This window comes from Brevundimonas sp. S1H14 (assembly GCF_047716865.1).
Classification (GTDB): domain Bacteria; phylum Pseudomonadota; class Alphaproteobacteria; order Caulobacterales; family Caulobacteraceae; genus Brevundimonas; species Brevundimonas naejangsanensis.
This window is the reverse complement of record NZ_CP136679.1, coordinates 1,090,100-1,107,584: the sequence shown is the minus strand read 5'-3', so window position 1 is coordinate 1,107,584 and position 17,485 is coordinate 1,090,100. Positions and strand designations below refer to the sequence as shown.

Here is a 17,485-nt window from a genome sequence, read left to right as displayed (position 1 = left end):
AACACAGGCCATGAGGACCGTCATCAGTTGCCTCGTCAATGATCACGACTGGCGCCTGCTCCCGGTCGCCATACTGGTCTGCCTGTTCAGTCTGGCCACCGCCTTCGTACTGACCGACCGGGCGCGGCGCGTGGCGCGGCGGTCGCGCCTGCCCTATATGGCGGCGGCGCCGCTGGTAGGCGGGCTGGGAGTGTGGAGCACCCATTTCATCGCCATGCAGGCCTATGACGCAGGCGTGCCGGTGCGCTACGATCCGGCCGAAACCCTGTTGTCGCTGGCCATCATCATTCTGGCTCTGGGCGCCAGCATCAGCCTGGGTTTCGCAGCCCTTGGTCCGCGCCACCGTTCAATCGTCACTCTGGGGCGCAGAGCGCCGGGCGGCCTCCTTCCTGCGGTGACCGCAGGTTTCGGCGTCACAGCCATGCATTTCGTGGGCATGGACGCCGTACGCCTGTCCGGCGCCGTCATTGTCTGGAACCTGCCTCTAGCGATGGCGGCCGTCGCCGGCGGCGTCGCCATTTTCGCCTCCATCGCCTTCCTTCCCTCATGGCGCGACTGGCGGGCGCTGGCAGGCGGAACCGTCATTGCGGCGTTGGGCGTCTGCTGGCTGCATTTCGTCGGCATGAGCGCCGCCTCCGTCATCCCGGCGCCCGGCGTACTGCTGCCGGAAGCCGCCGCCTCGGCCCGGCTCATCGGCCTGTGGACGATGATCGGGGTCGGCCTGACCGTCTTGATCGCCGCCTTCCTGACCGGGATGATCTGGTGGTCGCGACGCAGCGTCCTGGGGCAGGTGTTGGAGGCGATCCACGCCATGCCTGACGGTCTGGGAGTCTATGACGCCGACGACCAGCTGCAAATCTGGAACGAGCGGTACCTGGATATCAGCCCGCACCTGGCCAGCGCCCTGAAAGTCGGCGTCTCGTTTGAAGAACTTCTCGACATCGGCCTGAAGACGGGCGTCTACCCCGAAGCCGTCGGCCGCGAACGCGACTGGGCCGCCGAACGACTGGCCCAACGCCGCCATCCCCATGGCCCGCGCGAGCTTCAGGTCGGCGATCGATGGCTGCGCGTCCAGGACCGTCGCACCACCGGCGGCGGTCTGGTCACCGTCTGTTCGGACATCACCGACATGATCCGCAGCGCCGAAGCCCTGGCCGAGGCTCGCGACGCCGCCGAAACCGCCAACCGCGCCAAGAGCCGCTTCCTGGCGAATATGAGCCACGAGATCCGCACGCCCCTGAACGGCGTCATCGGCGTCGCCCAGGCGCTGGCGCGAACCGAGCTCAACCCCAGCCAGCATGAGATGCTGGACCTGATCCAGTCGTCCAGCCGCACCCTGCAGACCCTGCTCAGCGACATTCTGGACCTAGCCCGGATCGAGTCCGGACGGCTGGACCTGAAGGATGAGGCCTTCGATCTGGCCCGCGTCGTCGAAGAAGCCGCCCTGCTCTACGCCGCCGCCGCGCGCGACAAGGGCCTGCAGTTCATCGTCGAGGTAGCGCCCGAAGCCCGCGCCTGGGTCAACGGCGATGCAGTTCGCCTGAAACAGGTGCTGACCAATCTGGTCTCCAACGCGGTCAAGTTCACGTCCTCCGGCTTCGTCAGCCTGACCGTCGACGCCGCCCCGGCGCAGAGTCCCGAGACCCTTCGCTTCGTCGTGCAGGACACCGGCATCGGCTTCGACGCCCCCACTCGCGACCGCCTGTTCACGCGGTTCGAACAGGCCGACGGCGACATCACCCGCCACTACGGCGGGTCCGGCCTGGGTCTGGCGATCTCGCGCGATCTGGCGGCCATGATGGGCGGCGACCTGGACTGCGAGAGCGAACCGGGCGCGGGCGCCGCCTTCATCCTGACCCTGCCGTGGCGTGAGGTCGCCGCGCCCGATACCGCTGCGCCCGCCTCCCCGACGCAGGCCTGCGAGCCGCAGGCTTGCGACCCGGCCCCACGCCGCCTGCGCATCCTCGCCGCCGACGATCACCCCACGAACCGCAGGGTGGTCGAACTGATCCTCGACCCGTCCCTGTTCGACCTGGTCTCGGTCGAGAACGGCGCCGAAGCGGTCGAGACCTATCGCGCCCAGGCTTTCGATCTGGTGCTGATGGACATGCAGATGCCCGTCATGGACGGCGTGACCGCCGTGCGTGAAATCCGGCTGCATGAGGCGGTCATTGGCCTTGCGCCTACGCCCATCGTCATGCTGACCGCTAACGCCCTGCCCGAACATCTGCAACAGGCTCTGGTCGCCGGGGCCGACCGCCATATGGCCAAGCCGTTCAGCGTCGAGGCCCTGCTGGCCGCTGTCGATGAACTGACCGCACAAACGCCTCAGGCCGCCGAAGCCGCGGCCTGAGATCGCCTTCATTCAACCGCGGCAGAGCCTATTCGTAGCCGTGCGCCGCTTCGTTGATGACCTGGCTGGGCATGGATGAGAAGTCCACGCTCAGCGGCCGGGCGGCCTTGGACTGGAACGTCCTGATGACGTGCTCCAGGCGGCGGCGCGCCTCTCGCTCGCCCTCTCCTGATCCGTCGAGCCCCAGCGGCGCCAGACAGAAGTCGATGATGGCCTGTGGTCTGCTCAGCGGTTCCATAGGGTTTCCTTTCCTGTGAAGTCTGGAACTCAGGCGGCGTGGAACTGGGCGGTTTCGGTGGAGTCCTTCAGGGCCGTCGTCGAGGACTGGCCCGAAGAGATGACCGTGGCGACGTCGTCGAAATAGCCGGTGCCGACTTCGCGCTGGTGGCGGGTGGCGGTGTAGCCGGTCGCCTCATTGGCGAACTCGCGCTGTTGCAGCTCCGAATAGGCCGCCATGCCGCGATCCCGATAGCCGCTGGCCAGCTCGAACATCCCGTTGTTCAGGCTGTGGAAGCCCGCCAGCGTCACGAACTGGAACTTGTAGCCCATCGCCCCCAGTTCCCGCTGAAACTTGGCGATGGTGTCCTTGTCCAGCTTGGCTTCCCAGTTGAATGAGGGCGAGCAGTTGTAGGCCATCAGCTTGCCCGGATGCTCTTTCTGAACGGCCTCGGCGAACTTCTTGGCGTCGTCCAGATCGGGGTGCGAGGTCTCCCACCACAGCAGGTCAGCGTATTTGGCGTAGGACAGGCCGCGCGCGATGCAGTGGTCCAGACCCGTGCCCGGCTTGAGGCGATAGAAGCCCTCCGGCGTGCGGTTCTCGCGGTCGATGAAGGGGTGGTCCCGCTCGTCGATGTCCGAGGTGATCAGCTGGGCCGACTCCGCATCCGTGCGCGCCACCGTCAGGGTAGGCGTGCCGCAGACGTCGGCCGCCAGACGCGCCGCGATCAGGTTGCGCTCATGCGCCTGAGTCGGGATCAGCACCTTGCCGCCCAGGTGACCGCACTTCTTCTCGCTGGCCAGTTGGTCCTCGAAGTGGACGCCTGCGGCGCCCGCCTCGATGAAGGCCTTCATGATCTCGAAGCTGTTCAGCGGCCCGCCGAAACCAGCCTCGGCGTCGGCGACGATGGGGGCGAACCAGTCGCGCTTGGCGCCGCCTTCGGCGTGCTCGATCTGGTCGGCGCGCTGCAGGGTGCGGTTGATGCGACGGCACAGTTCCGGCGCGGCGTTGGCCGGATACAGCGACTGGTCCGGATACATGGCGCTGGCCGTGTTGGCGTCGGCCGCGACCTGCCAGCCCGACAGATAGATGGCCTTCAGACCCGCGCGGACCATCTGCATCGCCTGATTGCCGGTCACGGCGCCCAGGGCGTTGATGTAGGGCTCGGAGTGCAGCAGCTCCCACAGGCGGTTGGCGCCGCGCTCGGCCAGCGTATGGGTGACCGGCACCGAGCCGCGCAGACGCAGGACGTCTTCCGGCGAATAGGGACGCTCAATGCCGGCGAAACGGCCGGCGGGCGAAGGAACCAGATCGGCGAAGGTCGTCATGTTCGTCTCGGTCTCGATAAGGCGCGGCCGCAGCCGCCGTCCCGAAGACCTGAACACGCCATCGTCACGATTGACACAGTTATAGGCATATCATTCAAGTCAAAGAGTCACATCATGACACTTGCCAAGAAGTCATGATGTGACATGATCGCGCCATGAACGCCGCCGCTGATCGCAAGCTCTTTCTCGGCGGCCGCCTCAAGCGGCTGCGGCGCGAGCTTGACCTGTCGCAGACGGCGATGGCGGCGGACCTGGGCGTCTCGCCCTCCTATCTGAACCATATCGAGCGCAACCAACGCCCCGTCTCGGCGCAGCTGCTGCTGCGTCTGGCCGAGACCTATGACGTCGATCTGCGCAATCTGGGCCACTCCGGCGGCCCGGCGTCCGAGGCGGAACTGTCCGAAGTCTTCGCCGATCCCCTGTTTCAGGGTCTGGCCGTGCCGCGCCACGAGATTATGCAGCTGGCCGAGGATCAGCCCGCCGCCGCCGACGCTGTGCTGCGCCTCTATCGCGCCTTCACCGACCGGCGCGTGCGCGACCGGGCCGAGGTCGAGGCGGGCGGCGGCGCCGCCCCGACCGACAGCCCGTCTGAATGGGTGCGTGAATATGTCCAGTCCCGCCACAACCACTTCCCGGACCTCGACGCGCTGGGAGAGGCCCTGCACGACGCCCTGCGCGCCGAAGCCCCCGGCCCCGACGAAGGCTTTGAGGCCCTGGCCCGCGCGCGCCTGTTCGCCCGCCACGGCCTGACGGTCCGCACCCTGCCCGCCGAGGTCATGGTCGAGTGGACCCGCCGCTTCGACCCGCATCGGGGACGGCTGCTGCTGTCCGATGCGCTGGGGCCGTCGTCGCGCGCTTTCGCCGTCGCCAACCAACTGGTCCTGATGGAGCATGGCGCCGAACTTCAGACCCTAACCGAGGCGGCGAACGCGCCCGACCTGCCGACCCGAAATCTGCTGAAGACCTCGCTGACCAACACCCTGGCTGCCGCCGTGCTGATGCCCTACGCCGCCTTCCAGCGCGCGGCCGAGGAAACCGGCTATGATCTGGCCCGGCTACAGGCCCGATTCGGCGTCGGCTTCGAGCAGGCGGCGCACCGGCTGACCACCCTATCGCGGCCGACGGCGCGGGGCGTGCCCTTCTTCCTGATGCGGGTGGATCAGGCAGGCAATGTGTCCAAGCGTTACGCGTCGGGCGCCTTCCCCTTCTCGCGCTTCGGCGGCGCCTGCCCGCGCTGGCGCCTGCACTCGGCCTTCCGCACGCCGGGCCGCATCGTCACCCAGATCATCGAGACTCCCGATGGCGGTCGCTGGTTCACCCTGGCCCGCACAGTGGATCGTCAGGGTCAGGACGCCTTCACCGAGGGGCATGACCTGGCCATCGGCCTGGGCTGCGAACTGAAACACGCCCACCGCCTCGTCTATGCGCGCGGTCTGGACCTTCAGAAGCCGGAGGTCACGCCCATCGGCCCCGCCTGCCGCCTGTGCGAGCGCCACCCCTGCGCCGAACGCGCCGCCCCGCCGGTCGGACGAGCGCTGACGGTCGATGACTGGTCCAAATCCGTCAGCCCCTATCCGTTTGCCTGACGCGTTTCAGTGCGCCAGCATCAAGGCCACAGGCGCTTCGGTCAGCAGGGTCTGCGTCACCCCGCCGAAGATCCATTGCCGCATCCGCGCATGGCCCCAGGCCCCGGCGACGATCAGCCCGGCTCCCATTTCCTCGGCGCAGTCGATCAGGCGTCGCCCGCCTGAGCGGTCGTCGTGTGCGCGGGCGTCGGGCTCGGCGGCGACACCATGCCCGGCCAGCCACCGGACGACGTCCTGCGTCCTGATCCGCGCCCCGTCGATATCTTCGGGGTCGCACAGTTCGACGACCCGCACGCTGTCGGCGCGCTTCAGCAGCGGCAGGGCCGCCTGCGCCGCTAGTCGGCTCTCACGCGTGTCGGTCCAGGCCAGCAGCGCCGCCGCATCCACCATCGACCGGATCGGGTTAGGCGGCAGGACCACGACCGGCCGCCCCGCACGCATGGCCAGATCAGCCGGATGCGGCGCGCGCCAAGCGCTGAGCCCGCCCGCGTCGCGCCCGACCAGGGCCGCATCCGCCGCCCGCAGATGGCGCAGGGTCAGAGCCGTGGGATCGCCCACATCGCCCCGCCATTCGCCCTCGACCCCCGCCGCCTCGACGGCGGTGCGGAACCTCTGCTCGGCGGATTTCAGCGTGGTCTCGTTACGCGCCTGCTGGGCCGCCATCACCTCGCCCAGCAGTATGCCCGCGCCATAGGCGTCGGCCACAGGCGTCTCGGGCGCGCAGCCCGAAACCCCGATCAGCCGCGCTCCATAAGCGCGGGCCAAGGTACAGGCCTCGATCAGGCGGGCGGGGTTGTCGGCTTCGTCATCGACGTAAACGATCAGACTGGTCCAGGGCATGGCGGCCTCCTGTTTCAGGACACGCCCTATCAACGCACCAAACGCCGTTCCGCGCCTTGAGCAGGATCAATTCACGTCAGGAGGATGCGCGCGCCTTCGGCCCGATGCGGCACGCCCGCGCGGCGGAACAGGCTGGCGATCTCGGCCGCCGGATCGGCTGCCCCCTGATCCAGCATCCGCCCGATGTCGGCCGCCAGCGTCGGATCGCCCGACATGCGCGTCAGAGCGTTCAGCCATTCGTCGCGGGACAGCACTCCATCCCTGCGGTTGGCGTCCAGCAAGGGGCGCAGGAAGCCGAACCAGTCGCCCCCGTCGCGCCGCTTTTGCGCCCCCTCGGCCGTCATGGCGAAGACGGCGCCGCAGGCGTAATAGGCGCGGTGCTCGCCCCGCTCCGCCGCTCCGGCCACGCCGCGCCCCTGGCTCAGGGTCACGCAGTCGTCGACCTCTTCCTGCAGGGCCTTGCGGTCGTCGTAGGCCGGATCCAGCGCCTTCAGCGCCCGCACCGCCATCAGGTCGGCGCCGCCCTCGGTGATCCAGGCGTCGCGCGCGAACTCGTACCGCACCGTCTGGCCCAGCCAGAAGTGGGCGCTCTCATGGGCGATGAACCAGCGGGACACCGTCTCCATCTCGGCCGTGGGGCGGGTCACGCCCGTCCCCTCGAACGACATGACGATCAGGCCGGGCAGGACGCTGCCCCCCATGCTGGTCATCCGTTCGGTCGGGCCGTTCCACGACACCATGACGACCGGCTTGTCGCCGCCCGCGCCGGGACGGCCCAGCCGCTGCATATAGAACTGACCCACGCGCGGGGCGAAGTCGCGGATTTTTTCGCCGATCCACGGCGGAAGATTGGGGTCCATGACCGTGGTCAGTCCCTCGCCCGGCGTCACCCGCGCCTGGCCCAGCAGGACATAGGACCGCTCGCCTGTCGTCGTCAGTTCGGCGTGACGCTCGCCGTTGAACAGCACAGGGCCGTCCATGTCGCGCCAGGTCACGCGCGAGGGTCCGCCGTCCAGATTGACCCCGTTCAGATCGGCCGGAACCGCCGCCGCCGCCTCGGGCGAGCCCAGGGCGAAGACATCCATCTGCCGCGTCGGCAGGGCCACGGCCCCGTCGGAGAAGACCAGAGTCTTGTACTCCGCCTCCAGCTCGACCGCCTGCGGCCGGACGCTGAAGCGGACATGACGCGGCACGGGACCGCCGTCGGCGCTGCGAATGATGTCGTAGTGGCCGCGCCGCTCCATCACCACGCCGGGCGTCTCGACCGTCCACTGGCGCGGCCGCCACGGCTCGCGCACGTCGGAGATCAACGCCGAGTCCATGAAGGCCCAGACCACGGCGTCGCGGTTGAAGGCGTAGTCGACCGTCAACCGTCCGTCCGCGCGCGTCACCGTCACCTGCGGCGCCGCCTCGGCGTTCCAGCGAGCGGGCGCCGGCGTCGCAGCGCAGGCGGTCAGCAAGGCGACGACGGACAGGGCGGTTGCAGACAGGACTTTCAGACGCACGAAGAGAAGTCTCCTAGAGGGAACGGCGCAGCTTAGGGCTCTCAAACACCGCCCGTCACCTTACGGTTTCCTCAGCATTACGCCCCTTCGAGGGCGCGCCCCGCCGCGTCCAGCGCCTCGGCCATCGCCGCCTTCAGACGTTCCGGCCCCAGGATGGTGGCCTGCTCGCCCCAGGTGAACAGATGCCAGGCCAGTTCGCGCATCCCTGAGGCGCGGAACCGCACCACGACCGCGCCGTCGACCTGATCCTCGATCGTCTGGGTCGGATGCCAGCGCCAGCCGCGCGCCTCACTGGCGCCTTCGGGCGCGATGCGGACGGCGACCTCTTCGATCTCGTCCTGATAGATGCCGAAGGACTGGCTGGCGAAGGCGCCGAGGTCGAAGTCCTGGGGCGGGCGGGCCGTGCCTTCGCCCGCCTCGACTGCGCTCATCCGGTCCAGCCGGAAGGTCTGGATGCGCCCGCTCTCGCGGTCGGCCGCCACCAGATAGTTGGCGCGCCCGAACATCAGGCCGCATGGGGTCATGGTGCGGGTGCGCGCCTCCGCCCCCGGCCGGGCGTAGATGAAGTTCAACGGCCGCTCGGCCAGCACCGCCCCACGAATCTCGGCCAGCACCGTCTCGTCGGCGCTGGGACGCGGCCCGGCCTGGACAGCGATGGTCTCGGCCCGGACCAGAGCTTCCAGATCCGGCGCCATGCGGTTCAGGGTGGTCGAGCGCATCGCCGCCTTCACCTTGCGCTCAAGGCTTTCCAGCGCCGCCGCCCGCGCCGGTTCGCCCGCCGCGCGCAGAGCCGCCGCCGCCTTGGTCAGTTCCAGCATTTCGGTCGCCGTCGGCGCCTGTTCAAAGGCCGACAGCCCGCCGCGGATGCGCCAGCGTTTGGTCGGCGGGTCGGACACCTCCTCTACCTGCGGAAACAGCATCAGCACGGCGTCGCGCATCCGTTCGGCCGTGCGGCGCCCGACGTTCAGCTGAGCGGCCATCTCATTCAGCGTCAGCCCCTCGGCGCTGGCCGCCATGCCCCGCGCCAGATCGATGACCATGGCCGCCTTGTCGTGCCGCAAGATATCTTCTCCACAGAGATACGTCCGAAACTGGCGCAATGCTGTCTCATATTCATCCTGTCAGCAAGAGGCGACGCCCTTCGCATCAGGAGTTTTCACATGGCCTTCGTCCGCACCCCCTCCGTCCAGAAGCCCGCCCGCAAGACCTTCGCCGACCGCTACATGATCGTGCCTTGCGAAACCGAGAGCGATCTGGCCGTCATCTGGGACCGTCAGGAAGAACAGGTCGTAGACGTCATCAGCGCCTCGACCAGCCGCTACACCAACGAGGACGCCCTGTGGGACGAGTTCCACACCCCGCCGTTCAACGCCCGTTCGGACTGGCGCGCGGCGGCCTGAGCCAGCAAGGGTTGCGGAACCCTCCCCACGGCCCAACGTTGCGCCAGCGTGGCAGTTTGAAGGCCACGGGCTGGGAGCCGAACTCATGACTTCGTCCAACGCCGCGCCTTCGCTGGAAGGCTTTGTCAAATCCGCCCTGCATCGGTCGTGGTGGCTGCTGCTGTTGCGCGGAATCGCCGCTGTGGCCTTCGGCGTCCTGACCTTTGTGTGGCCGCAGATCAGCCTGCTGACGCTCATCATGGTCTATGGGATCTACGCCCTGGCCGATGGAGTTCTGGCCCTGATCGCAGCGATCCGCGGCGGCGGCATGGTCCCGCGTTGGTGGCTGGCGTTGGCCGGGGTGATCAGCGTCCTGACCGCCGTCATCGTCTTCGCCTGGCCGGGCCTGACGGCTCTGGTCCTGGTCTATCTAATCGGCTTCTGGTCGATCCTGCGCGGCGTGCTCGAAATCGTCGGCGCCATCCGTCTGCGCAACGAGATCGCCAATGAATGGAGCCTGGGCGCCGCCGGGGCCCTGTCGGTGATCTTCGGCCTGATCCTGGTCTTCATGCCGGGGGCGGGCGCCCTGGGCCTGCTATGGTTAATCGCGACGTGGGCCGTGCTGTTCGGCCTGTTGCTGATCTGGGTCGCCTTCAAGGTCAGGACGCTGGCGAAGGCGTAAACGCAGCATTGCGCGCCGCGACCCGAGCGCGGATTTCGGCGCGCATCCGCTCCAGTTCGGCCGCATCGATCAGGCGGCCGCGCAGCATCACCGCCTCGGCGCCGCGGGTGGCGCTGACGTCCTTCAGAGGGTCAGCCTCCAGAATCAGCAGATCCGCAGACTTGCCCGCCGCCACGGCGCCGTAGCGTTCGCCCTGGTTCAGGAAGCGCGGCCCGTCCACGACCGAACCCATCAGCGCTTCGCGCGGCGTCAGGCCCAGCTCCACATAGAGCTCCAGCTCATCGTGCAGCGAGAAGCCCGGATAGTTGAACGAGTTCAGGAAGCCCGCGTCCGTCCCGGTCAGGATGGTCACGCCCGCATCGCGCAGCATGGGCAGGGTTCGCGCGGTGACGTCCTTGACGAAATGACGGTCCTCGACCTGCTGCGGCGTGGCCTGCGCCGCGCGCTGGATGCGCCAGTCATAGGTCGCCCGGATGCCCGGCCCGACATAGGCCAGACCCTCGTCATGCGAGTGGTCGTCAAGGTCCAGATTGGCCAGCGTGGTCGAGCCGTAGAGGGTCGGCGACACCGCCGTGCCCAGCTCCCTCAGCCGCGCATAAACCCGCCGCGCCGTCTCCACGTCAAACGTGTCGGCATAGCGCCGCATCGTCTCGGCATAGGTGTATTTGCCCTCCAGATAATCGGCGGCGATAGCCGCCTCATCGCGCGAGCCCGCCTTCATGGCGTAGTCGAGGTGTTCGATCGACGACAGGCCCGCTTCGGCGGCCTCCAGCACGGTGATGCTGGCGGGAATGTGGGCCGAAGTCTTCATGCCCCGCTTCTTCGCCTCACGCACGGCGTAGAGGAAAAGCTCGGGCTTCAGGGTGTTGTCGGTGATCTTGACGAAGTCGACACGCAGGGCCTGCAGCCGGTCCAGAGCCGCGTCCACGTCCGCCTCGCTGCCCGTCTCGATCACGCCCTTCCAGACAGGGGCTATGCCCTCGATCTTGGGGCCGGAGGTGAAGATTCGCGGGCTGTCCGGGCTTGGCGGCGCGTCACGCCAGTCCAGCACCTGCTGCGCCAGATCGCCCGCCGCGTCGCGCACCGCCACCACGCCGTTGATGACGAACAGCGGCATCAGCTCGGCATTCTCCTCGATCAGGGCCTCGCCGCCGCCAAAGTGGACATGCATGTCCCACAGGCCCGGCATGACGTAGCGATCGCCCAGATCCTGTGTCCGCGCGGCCTGATAGCGGCCCGCCTCGGCCTCGGGGCCCACAGCCACGATGTCGCCGCCGCGCACGGCCACCAGTTGATCCGGCGTCGTCGTCCCCTTCTCGACGTCGACCACAGTGGCCGAGGTCAGCAGCAGATCGACTGGCTGAACCGGCGTTTCGGCGGCGGCCAAAGGCGCCAGGGCGCAGGCGGACAAGAGGGCGGAGGCGGCGATCAAAAAGGTGCGCATGAATCCGCTATAGGCCCTTCGCTCGCTCGGGCAAGCCCATCAGGAATAGCGGCGTTTCTTAGCCAGCCGCCGGACAAGCCTCAGGCAGGGCGCACCTGACCCATCCCGATCCAACCCGAGAGACACCATCCCCCGACCACTCTCGTCCGAACCCAACCGCCCTCAGGAACCGTGAGCCACCGACCCGATCCAGCCGTCAGGGTTTCCCGCCGTACGCCTGCCTCGGTCGCCAGTTCGACCTCTAGCGCCGCGCCCATGTAGACGGTCCAAAGCTCCTCGGCCTCAACCGCGCGCCAGTCATCTAAAGTCTCTGGCGTCAGCAGGCGATAGGCGCTGACCACGCCGCTGGGCGCCGTCCCTTCGCCTGCGGCCATTACGCGTCCCCAGCCGCCATCATCCAGAGGCCGCAGCCCCAGGCTGTCAATGACTTCATCGCGCGTAAAATCAGCCTCGCCTTCCATCCATTTGCTAGTGACGCGCTTCGCCGACTTCGTCTACGAGCGGGCTGCGCTCCTGCGCCGTAACGGGACGCCAGCGGCCGTGCTCAAACAACACCTCGCCGCCGCCGCGCCAGGGCACGCGGCTCAGCGGCCCGCCCGTCAGGCCGTAGCCGACCACGGCGTAGCGCACGCCAGGCTGGAGCGGGGTCGGGTCCATCGTCGTCTCGAAACCCTCGGGCGCCTGGCCGTAGACGACCTGTCTCAGACTCCGGCAGTTGCGGCCGCGCGCCTCTATCGACCAGATCGGGCGCATCAGGGAGTTCGACAGTTCATGCACGGCGATGCCGCCCAGACAGGCCTTTTCAGGCTTTGCAGGGTCAAGCCCGAAGGTCGCGATCGGCTGCTCCAGGTCGCCGCTGATATTCACCGAGATCGTCGCCGAACAGGCGGCCAGCATGGCGGCCGCCGCAGCCAGCGCCGCCCCGGCGCGCAGAACCGCGACTTGCTTCACCGTCCTGTCTCTCAGCACCCGCCGTAAGGGACGTAGCCGACCTCGATCTCGTCGATGCGGACGGTCTTCAGTTCTCGGATCGCCAGCTGGTCGAAGTCGGCGCTACAGTTGAAGGTCGTGTCGATGACGTAGTCCTCGCCCTTGGCCGCCTTGATGGCGTCGCGGATGCGGAAGGAGGCGTCGATGGTCGCGTCGCTGACCATAACGGCCGAAGCGCGGATGCCCGGCGTAGCGCGCGGCCCGGCGCTCTCCAGATGGACCCACGGATCGGCCGCATTGCCGCACAGCGTCAGGCAGTCGGCCTTGAAGTCGACGTTGCCGCGCGCCGCCGCGAACTCGCCCATGGTCAGGTCGATCTTCTGCGGCAGGTCATAATCCTTCAGCGCCGCCAGGGCCTGGGTCGAACAGACCGGCGTCATCGGCACGGCGTAGCCGACGACCTCGCCGCCATCAGCGCTGACGCGGACCGTGCAGTCGCCGATCTCATAGGTGCGTTGCTTGTCCTGAACCGTGCGGGCCGGGCCGAGCTTGGACTCCAGATAGGCGACCTGCACCCCCATCATCTGGTCGATCGTCGGCGCGCCGCTGGCAGCAGACGCGGCTGCAGGGGCGGGCGTCTCGGCCGGGCCTTCGGCTTTCGCAGGCGCCTTATCCGCCTGACCGCAGGCGGCCAGCCCCGCCAGTGCGCCGATCATGGCGACGATCTTCAGTCCCTGGAATACGGTCATCATCTCTCCACGGCTCAGGTTGAGCGTCGCAACCAACGCACCACGGCGCGAAGGGTTCTGATGCGCGAACTCAAAGGGCCTTCACGATCCCCTCGACCATCTTCTTGGCGTCGGCGAACAGCATCATGGTGTTGTCGCGGAAGAAGAGCTCGTTCTCGACGCCTGCATAGCCGCTGCCCATCGACCGCTTGATGAACAGGACGGTGCCCGCCTTCTCCACGTCCAGCACCGGCATGCCGTAGATGGGCGACTGCGGGTCGGTCTTCGCCGCCGGATTGGTCACGTCGTTGGCGCCGATGACGAAAGCGACGTCGGCCGAGGCGAATTCGCTGTTGATGTCCTCCAGCTCGAACACCTCATCATAGGGGACGTTCGCCTCGGCCAGCAGGACGTTCATGTGGCCCGGCATTCGGCCCGCGACGGGGTGGATGGCGTATTTCACCTCGACGCCTTCTTCTTTCAGCGTGTCGGCCATCTCGCGAAGGGCGTGCTGCGCCTGGGCCACCGCCATGCCGTAGCCCGGCACGATGATGACCTTGGAGGCGTTCTTCATGATGAAGGCGGCGTCCTCGGCCGAGCCCTGCTTGACCGGTCGCGTCTCGACCGCCCCGCCGCCCGACGCCGCGCCCGCCTCGGCGCCGAAGCCGCCCAGGATGACGCTGACGAAGCTGCGGTTCATCCCCTTGCACATGATGTAGCTCAGGATCGCGCCCGACGACCCGACCAGGGCGCCGGTGATGATCAGGGCGATGTTCTCCAGCGTGAAGCCCAGGGCCGCCGCCGCCCAGCCGGAATAGGAATTCAGCATGGACACCACCACCGGCATGTCCGCCCCGCCGATGGGGATGATCAGCGTCGCGCCCAGGATCAGGGCGATGGCGAACACGCCCCAGAAGGCCCAGACCGCCGTGCCGCCCGTCCCGATCAGGATGCCGATCAGGAAGACCAGGGCCAGAGCCAGCGCAATGTTGATCAGGTGCCGCGCGGGCAGCAGGATAGGCGCCCCGCTCATCCGCCCATCCAGCTTGGCGAAGGCGATGACCGAGCCGGTGAAGGTGATGGCCCCGATGGCCACGCCCAGGCTCAGTTCGACGATGGACAGAGTCTTAATCCCGCCGCTCGCGGTGACGATGCCGAAGGCGTCGGGCGCATAGACCGCCCCCACCGCCACCAGACAGGCCGCCAGGCCGACGAGGGAGTGAAAGGCCGCCACCAGCTGCGGCATGGCTGTCATCGGCACGCGGTTGGCGATCACCGCGCCCGCGCCGCCGCCGACCACGACCCCGCCCGCGATCAGAGCCAGTGTCAGGGGGTCCAACGCCCCCGAGGCGCCCAGCGTCAACAGGGTGACGCCGACAGCCAGGGCCATGCCGACCATGCCCAGCGTATTGCCCCGTCGGCTGGTCTCGGGACTGGACAGCCCCCGAAGAGACAGGATGAACAGAACCCCCGCCGCCAGATAGGCCAGCGCCGCGATGGATGCGTTCATCCCCCTCCCCCCTCTTCAGTCTTGAATCAGAAAACGTTGACGATGGCGGGCGCGCCGCCGTTGGTGCCCGCGGCCTTGGCCTCGCCGTCCTTGACCACCGCCAGGCCGACGGGGCCTTCGCCGCCGGTCTTGGTGACCTTGCAGCGGCCGTTGTCGCCCGGCAGGCGACCGGCCATCCGGCCCGAGCCGGTGTGGTTGATGCGGTTCATGTGAATCCCCCGGATCGTCACCGGGGTGAAGCCGCACTCCAGCGCCCAGCTGGCGCCCTGAGGCGCGACCACCGACCAGTGCAGGCCGTTATAAGGGTTCTTGCCCACCTCGCGGTCCGACTGGGCCGAGGCGGCGCCCGCGACGGCGACGACGGCCGACACGGCCAGGGCGGAAATCAGGGAAGCTTTCATCACGCGATACTCGTTGGATTAGCGTTTGACGGATTGAGTGCGCGACAGACGCCACAGCGCCGCCGCAATGAAAAGTGGGCCCAGCAGCATCATCGCCCAGTCGAAGACCGTCATCTCCCGATCCTGAATTATGATGCGCGTCAGCACGGCGGCGAACACCATGACCACGCCGCAGTCCTGGAACCGCAGCCGCCCGATGGGATCCTTGATCCGCACCCAGCTGACGATCCACAGCGCCACGCCCAGACCGGTGACGGCCCAGGAAGCGTAAAACGCCAACAGATAGGGGGATAAGCTCACGAAGCGGCCTCAGTATTATCCCGCCGCCTCAGTCGTGCGCGGACAATGCGCACGCCGTTCCAGACGACCAGCCCCGCAAAAATGAGCGAGCCGACCATCACCGCCCTGTCATCCTGCGTGGCGGCCCGCCACAGAAACAGGCTGGCGGCGCCGGGATAGAAGACCAGCGCCAACGCCAGTTCAACACGTCGACGCGCATCAACCGACAGCCTGCCCCCAAGCATGGCTGCGCCCAGAATGAGCAGCACGCCCCCGGCGAGGAGCAGAGTCAGCATGCCGGCGCTCAGACTCGTCACCCGCGTCGTTCCTTCTTCTTGTACATGGCCAGCATCCGGCGCGTGACCATGAAGCCGCCGAAGATGTTGACGCTGGCCAACGTCACGGCGGCCACGCCCGCGCCCTTGGCGATCCAGGCGTTCGGCCCGCCGGCCTGCGCGCTCATCGCCGCCGCCGCGATCAGGCCGCCGACGATGATGACGCTGGAAATGGCGTTGGTCACGGCCATCAGCGGCGTGTGCAGCGCCGGCGTCACGCTCCAGACGACATAGTAGCCGACGAAGATCGACAGGACGAAGATCGCCAGACGAAAGACGGTGGGATCGACGTGTTCCATCAGCCTATCACTCCCTCATGCACCACGGCGCCGCCGTGGGTGACGACGGCGGCCTTGAGGATTTCCTCCTCCAGATCGACCGACAGGACGCCGTCCTTGATCATCAACCCCAGAAAGGCGACCAGATTGCGGGCGTAAAGGGCGCTGGCGTCCGCCGCGATGCGGCCGGGCATGTTGCTCCAGCCGACGATTTTCACGCCGTTGGCCGTGGTCACCACCTCGTTCGGTTTCGAGCCTTCGACATTGCCGCCCGCCTCGACCGCCAGATCGACGATGACCGAGCCCGGCTTCATCGAGGCGACGTGCGCCGCCGTCACCAGCTTCGGCGCCGGGCGGCCGGGGATCAGGGCCGTGGTGATGACCACGTCCTGCTTGACGATATGGGCGGCGGTCAGATCGGCCTGCTTGGCCTGATATTCGGCCGACATGGCCTTGGCGTAGCCGCCCGCCGTCTCGGCCGCCTTGAACTCTTCATCCTCGACGGCGACGAATTTGGCGCCCAGGCTCTCGACCTGTTCCTTGGCGGCGGGGCGCACGTCAGTGGCCGTGACGACCGCGCCCAGACGCCGCGCGGTGGCGATGGCCTGAAGTCCCGCGACCCCCGCCCCCATGACGAAGGTCTTGGCGGCGGCCACCGTCCCGGCGGCCGTCATCATCATGGGAAAGCCCTTGCCATAGGCGTAGGCCGCCTCGATCACCGCCCGGTATCCGGCCAGATTGGCCTGGGACGACAGCACGTCCATGACCTGGGCCCGCGTGATGCGCGGCACGAACTCCATGGCGAAGGCGGTGGCGTTGGCGCCCCTCAACGCCTCGACCGTCGCCTTGTCGCGCCAGGCGTCCAGCAGGCTGACGACCACCGCGCCGGGCTTCAGGGCGCTGATCTCCGACGCCGTGGGTCCGCGCACCTTCAGCAGAACGTCCGCCCCGGCCAGAGCCGCCGACAAATCCGGCTTCACGCTGGCGCCCGCTTCGGCGTAGTCGGTATCGGTCAGGGAAGAGCCAAGGCCCGTCCCGGCCTCGACGCTGACCGTCGCGCCAAGCGCAATCAGCTTCTTCACCGTCTCCGGCGTTACGGCGCAGCGCGTTTCGCCTTCACGGCGTTCGCGGGTCACGGCGATGGCGACAGCCAAGCGAATCCCTCCCACTCCCCAGGGTCGAACCGACGTTAGGCCGAAGCCGAAGCGGGCGTCAAAGGCGCACCTGCGTCAACGGGCGATTTTCTTGCCGACTTGACCAGTCGCCTGCCCCACGGCGCAAATTTCAACCAAAGACCCAACCCTGACGCGCAAACAAAAGGCCCGCCGGACGCGCCGACGGGCCTTTCAATCACGTCAGTCCGGAAGACCGGGCTTAATGGGCCTTTTTGGTCTTCAGCATGAAGAAGCCGATGACCGACACCACCACCGAGGCGATGAAGGCTGGCACGAAGCCGGCGCCCACGCCGAACCACACCGTCAGGAACAGGATCACCACCGCCGTGGCCAGCGAGACCCACTTGGTCAGCCCCAGGAACAGAGCCCAGGTCCAGGCCTGTTCCGAGATGTTCATTTCCCCGTGGACGTGGGGGGCGGTCGCTTCAGCGTGCTGGTCGGCCATGGGGTCTTCCAAAAAAAGAGTCGAGATTTCGACGGCTCTTATAGCGAGGCCTGCGCGCGGCTCAAGTCCG

Annotated in this window: 20 protein-coding genes; 4 read left to right on the top strand and 16 right to left on the bottom strand. The window is 67.8% G+C overall.

Annotated elements, in window-relative coordinates; all coding sequences use genetic code 11:
* The first annotated feature begins 10 nt into the window (after nt 1-10).
* A complete protein-coding gene (locus tag RSD66_RS05425) occupies nt 11-2,353 on the top strand; it encodes an ATP-binding protein (protein WP_415289284.1) in 2,343 nt (780 codons plus the stop codon).
* A gap of 28 nt (nt 2,354-2,381) precedes the next feature.
* On the opposite strand, the gene RSD66_RS05420 is transcribed toward RSD66_RS05425, so the two are convergent.
* Nucleotides 2,382-2,591, bottom strand: coding sequence for a hypothetical protein (locus RSD66_RS05420; RefSeq protein WP_024353321.1), 210 nt, complete (start codon nt 2,589-2,591; stop codon nt 2,382-2,384).
* Nucleotides 2,592-2,620: 29 nt separating this feature from the next.
* Nucleotides 2,621-3,898, bottom strand: a complete 1,278-nt coding sequence (aceA, locus tag RSD66_RS05415; protein WP_415289283.1) for an isocitrate lyase — start codon at nt 3,896-3,898, stop codon at nt 2,621-2,623.
* A gap of 155 nt (nt 3,899-4,053) precedes the next feature.
* Here aceA and RSD66_RS05410 point away from each other — a divergent pair, with 155 nt between their 5' ends.
* Nucleotides 4,054-5,484 (top strand): helix-turn-helix domain-containing protein, encoded by a 1,431-nt coding sequence (locus RSD66_RS05410; protein ID WP_415289282.1) that lies wholly within the window; start codon nt 4,054-4,056, stop codon nt 5,482-5,484.
* A 6-nt stretch (nt 5,485-5,490) separates the two neighbouring features.
* On the opposite strand, the gene RSD66_RS05405 is transcribed toward RSD66_RS05410, so the two are convergent.
* From RSD66_RS05405 to RSD66_RS05395, 3 genes are all read right to left on the bottom strand, one after another.
* Complete coding sequence (locus RSD66_RS05405; protein ID WP_119412942.1) at nt 5,491-6,324, bottom strand: universal stress protein; 834 nt, start codon at nt 6,322-6,324, stop codon at nt 5,491-5,493.
* A 71-nt stretch (nt 6,325-6,395) separates the two neighbouring features.
* A complete protein-coding gene (locus RSD66_RS05400; RefSeq protein ID WP_415289281.1) occupies nt 6,396-7,829 on the bottom strand; it encodes a hypothetical protein in 1,434 nt (477 codons plus the stop codon).
* A 77-nt stretch (nt 7,830-7,906) separates the two neighbouring features.
* The gene (locus RSD66_RS05395) at nt 7,907-8,890 is read right to left on the bottom strand and encodes a helix-turn-helix transcriptional regulator (RefSeq protein ID WP_415289280.1); all 984 of its coding nucleotides are present in this window, start codon (nt 8,888-8,890) and stop codon (nt 7,907-7,909) included.
* 99 nt (nt 8,891-8,989) lie between these two features.
* Here RSD66_RS05395 and RSD66_RS05390 point away from each other — a divergent pair, with 99 nt between their 5' ends.
* Nucleotides 8,990-9,229: a hypothetical protein gene (locus RSD66_RS05390; protein WP_024353327.1), complete on the top strand. Its 240-nt coding sequence runs from the start codon at nt 8,990-8,992 to the stop codon at nt 9,227-9,229.
* 85 nt (nt 9,230-9,314) lie between these two features.
* Nucleotides 9,315-9,890, top strand: a complete 576-nt coding sequence (locus RSD66_RS05385) for an HdeD family acid-resistance protein (RefSeq protein ID WP_415289279.1) — start codon at nt 9,315-9,317, stop codon at nt 9,888-9,890.
* On the opposite strand, the gene RSD66_RS05380 is transcribed toward RSD66_RS05385, so the two are convergent.
* From RSD66_RS05380 to RSD66_RS05330, 11 genes are all read right to left on the bottom strand, one after another.
* Nucleotides 9,868-11,334: an amidohydrolase family protein gene (locus RSD66_RS05380; RefSeq protein WP_415289278.1), complete on the bottom strand. Its 1,467-nt coding sequence runs from the start codon at nt 11,332-11,334 to the stop codon at nt 9,868-9,870. The genes RSD66_RS05385 and RSD66_RS05380 overlap by 23 nt on opposite strands.
* 80 nt (nt 11,335-11,414) lie before the next feature.
* On the bottom strand, nt 11,415-11,795 hold the full coding sequence (locus tag RSD66_RS05375) for a cupin domain-containing protein (protein WP_415289277.1): 381 nt from the start codon (nt 11,793-11,795) through the stop codon (nt 11,415-11,417).
* 7 nt (nt 11,796-11,802) lie between these two features.
* On the bottom strand, nt 11,803-12,285 hold the full coding sequence (locus tag RSD66_RS05370; protein ID WP_415289276.1) for a hypothetical protein: 483 nt from the start codon (nt 12,283-12,285) through the stop codon (nt 11,803-11,805).
* Nucleotides 12,286-12,296: 11 nt separating this feature from the next.
* The gene (locus RSD66_RS05365) at nt 12,297-13,016 is read right to left on the bottom strand and encodes a hypothetical protein (protein WP_415289275.1); all 720 of its coding nucleotides are present in this window, start codon (nt 13,014-13,016) and stop codon (nt 12,297-12,299) included.
* 67 nt (nt 13,017-13,083) lie between these two features.
* A complete protein-coding gene (locus tag RSD66_RS05360; RefSeq protein WP_415289274.1) occupies nt 13,084-14,502 on the bottom strand; it encodes an NAD(P)(+) transhydrogenase (Re/Si-specific) subunit beta in 1,419 nt (472 codons plus the stop codon).
* 26 nt (nt 14,503-14,528) lie between these two features.
* Nucleotides 14,529-14,903, bottom strand: coding sequence for a hypothetical protein (locus RSD66_RS05355; RefSeq protein WP_024353334.1), 375 nt, complete (start codon nt 14,901-14,903; stop codon nt 14,529-14,531).
* Between the two features lie 18 nt (nt 14,904-14,921).
* On the bottom strand, nt 14,922-15,203 hold the full coding sequence (locus RSD66_RS05350; protein WP_024353335.1) for a hypothetical protein: 282 nt from the start codon (nt 15,201-15,203) through the stop codon (nt 14,922-14,924).
* Nucleotides 15,200-15,478, bottom strand: a complete 279-nt coding sequence (locus RSD66_RS05345) for a hypothetical protein (RefSeq protein WP_415289273.1) — start codon at nt 15,476-15,478, stop codon at nt 15,200-15,202. The genes RSD66_RS05350 and RSD66_RS05345 overlap by 4 nt, the downstream gene beginning before the upstream one ends.
* 17 nt (nt 15,479-15,495) lie before the next feature.
* On the bottom strand, nt 15,496-15,816 hold the full coding sequence (locus tag RSD66_RS05340) for an NAD(P) transhydrogenase subunit alpha (protein WP_278070622.1): 321 nt from the start codon (nt 15,814-15,816) through the stop codon (nt 15,496-15,498).
* Nucleotides 15,816-16,949, bottom strand: coding sequence for a Re/Si-specific NAD(P)(+) transhydrogenase subunit alpha (locus RSD66_RS05335; protein ID WP_415289272.1), 1,134 nt, complete (start codon nt 16,947-16,949; stop codon nt 15,816-15,818). Before RSD66_RS05335 ends, RSD66_RS05340 begins: the two co-directional genes overlap by 1 nt.
* Nucleotides 16,950-17,169: 220 nt before the next feature.
* Nucleotides 17,170-17,415, bottom strand: a complete 246-nt coding sequence (locus tag RSD66_RS05330; protein ID WP_024353338.1) for an aa3-type cytochrome c oxidase subunit IV — start codon at nt 17,413-17,415, stop codon at nt 17,170-17,172.
* Nucleotides 17,416-17,485: the final 70 nt, after the last annotated feature.

Coding starts and splice junctions, on each gene's coding strand:
- RSD66_RS05425 (WP_415289284.1), top strand. CDS start 11: ATGAGGACCGTCATCAGTTGCCTCGTCAATGATCACGACTGGCGCCTG.
- RSD66_RS05420 (WP_024353321.1), bottom strand. CDS start 2,591: ATGGAACCGCTGAGCAGACCACAGGCCATCATCGACTTCTGTCTGGCG.
- aceA (WP_415289283.1), bottom strand. CDS start 3,898: ATGACGACCTTCGCCGATCTGGTTCCTTCGCCCGCCGGCCGTTTCGCC.
- RSD66_RS05410 (WP_415289282.1), top strand. CDS start 4,054: ATGAACGCCGCCGCTGATCGCAAGCTCTTTCTCGGCGGCCGCCTCAAG.
- RSD66_RS05405 (WP_119412942.1), bottom strand. CDS start 6,324: ATGCCCTGGACCAGTCTGATCGTTTACGTCGATGACGAAGCCGACAAC.
- RSD66_RS05390 (WP_024353327.1), top strand. CDS start 8,990: ATGGCCTTCGTCCGCACCCCCTCCGTCCAGAAGCCCGCCCGCAAGACC.
- RSD66_RS05385 (WP_415289279.1), top strand. CDS start 9,315: ATGACTTCGTCCAACGCCGCGCCTTCGCTGGAAGGCTTTGTCAAATCC.
- RSD66_RS05380 (WP_415289278.1), bottom strand. CDS start 11,334: ATGCGCACCTTTTTGATCGCCGCCTCCGCCCTCTTGTCCGCCTGCGCC.
- RSD66_RS05375 (WP_415289277.1), bottom strand. CDS start 11,795: ATGGAAGGCGAGGCTGATTTTACGCGCGATGAAGTCATTGACAGCCTG.
- RSD66_RS05365 (WP_415289275.1), bottom strand. CDS start 13,016: ATGATGACCGTATTCCAGGGACTGAAGATCGTCGCCATGATCGGCGCA.
- RSD66_RS05360 (WP_415289274.1), bottom strand. CDS start 14,502: ATGAACGCATCCATCGCGGCGCTGGCCTATCTGGCGGCGGGGGTTCTG.
- RSD66_RS05355 (WP_024353334.1), bottom strand. CDS start 14,903: ATGAAAGCTTCCCTGATTTCCGCCCTGGCCGTGTCGGCCGTCGTCGCC.
- RSD66_RS05345 (WP_415289273.1), bottom strand. CDS start 15,478: ATGCTGACTCTGCTCCTCGCCGGGGGCGTGCTGCTCATTCTGGGCGCA.
- RSD66_RS05340 (WP_278070622.1), bottom strand. CDS start 15,816: ATGGAACACGTCGATCCCACCGTCTTTCGTCTGGCGATCTTCGTCCTG.
- RSD66_RS05330 (WP_024353338.1), bottom strand. CDS start 17,415: ATGGCCGACCAGCACGCTGAAGCGACCGCCCCCCACGTCCACGGGGAA.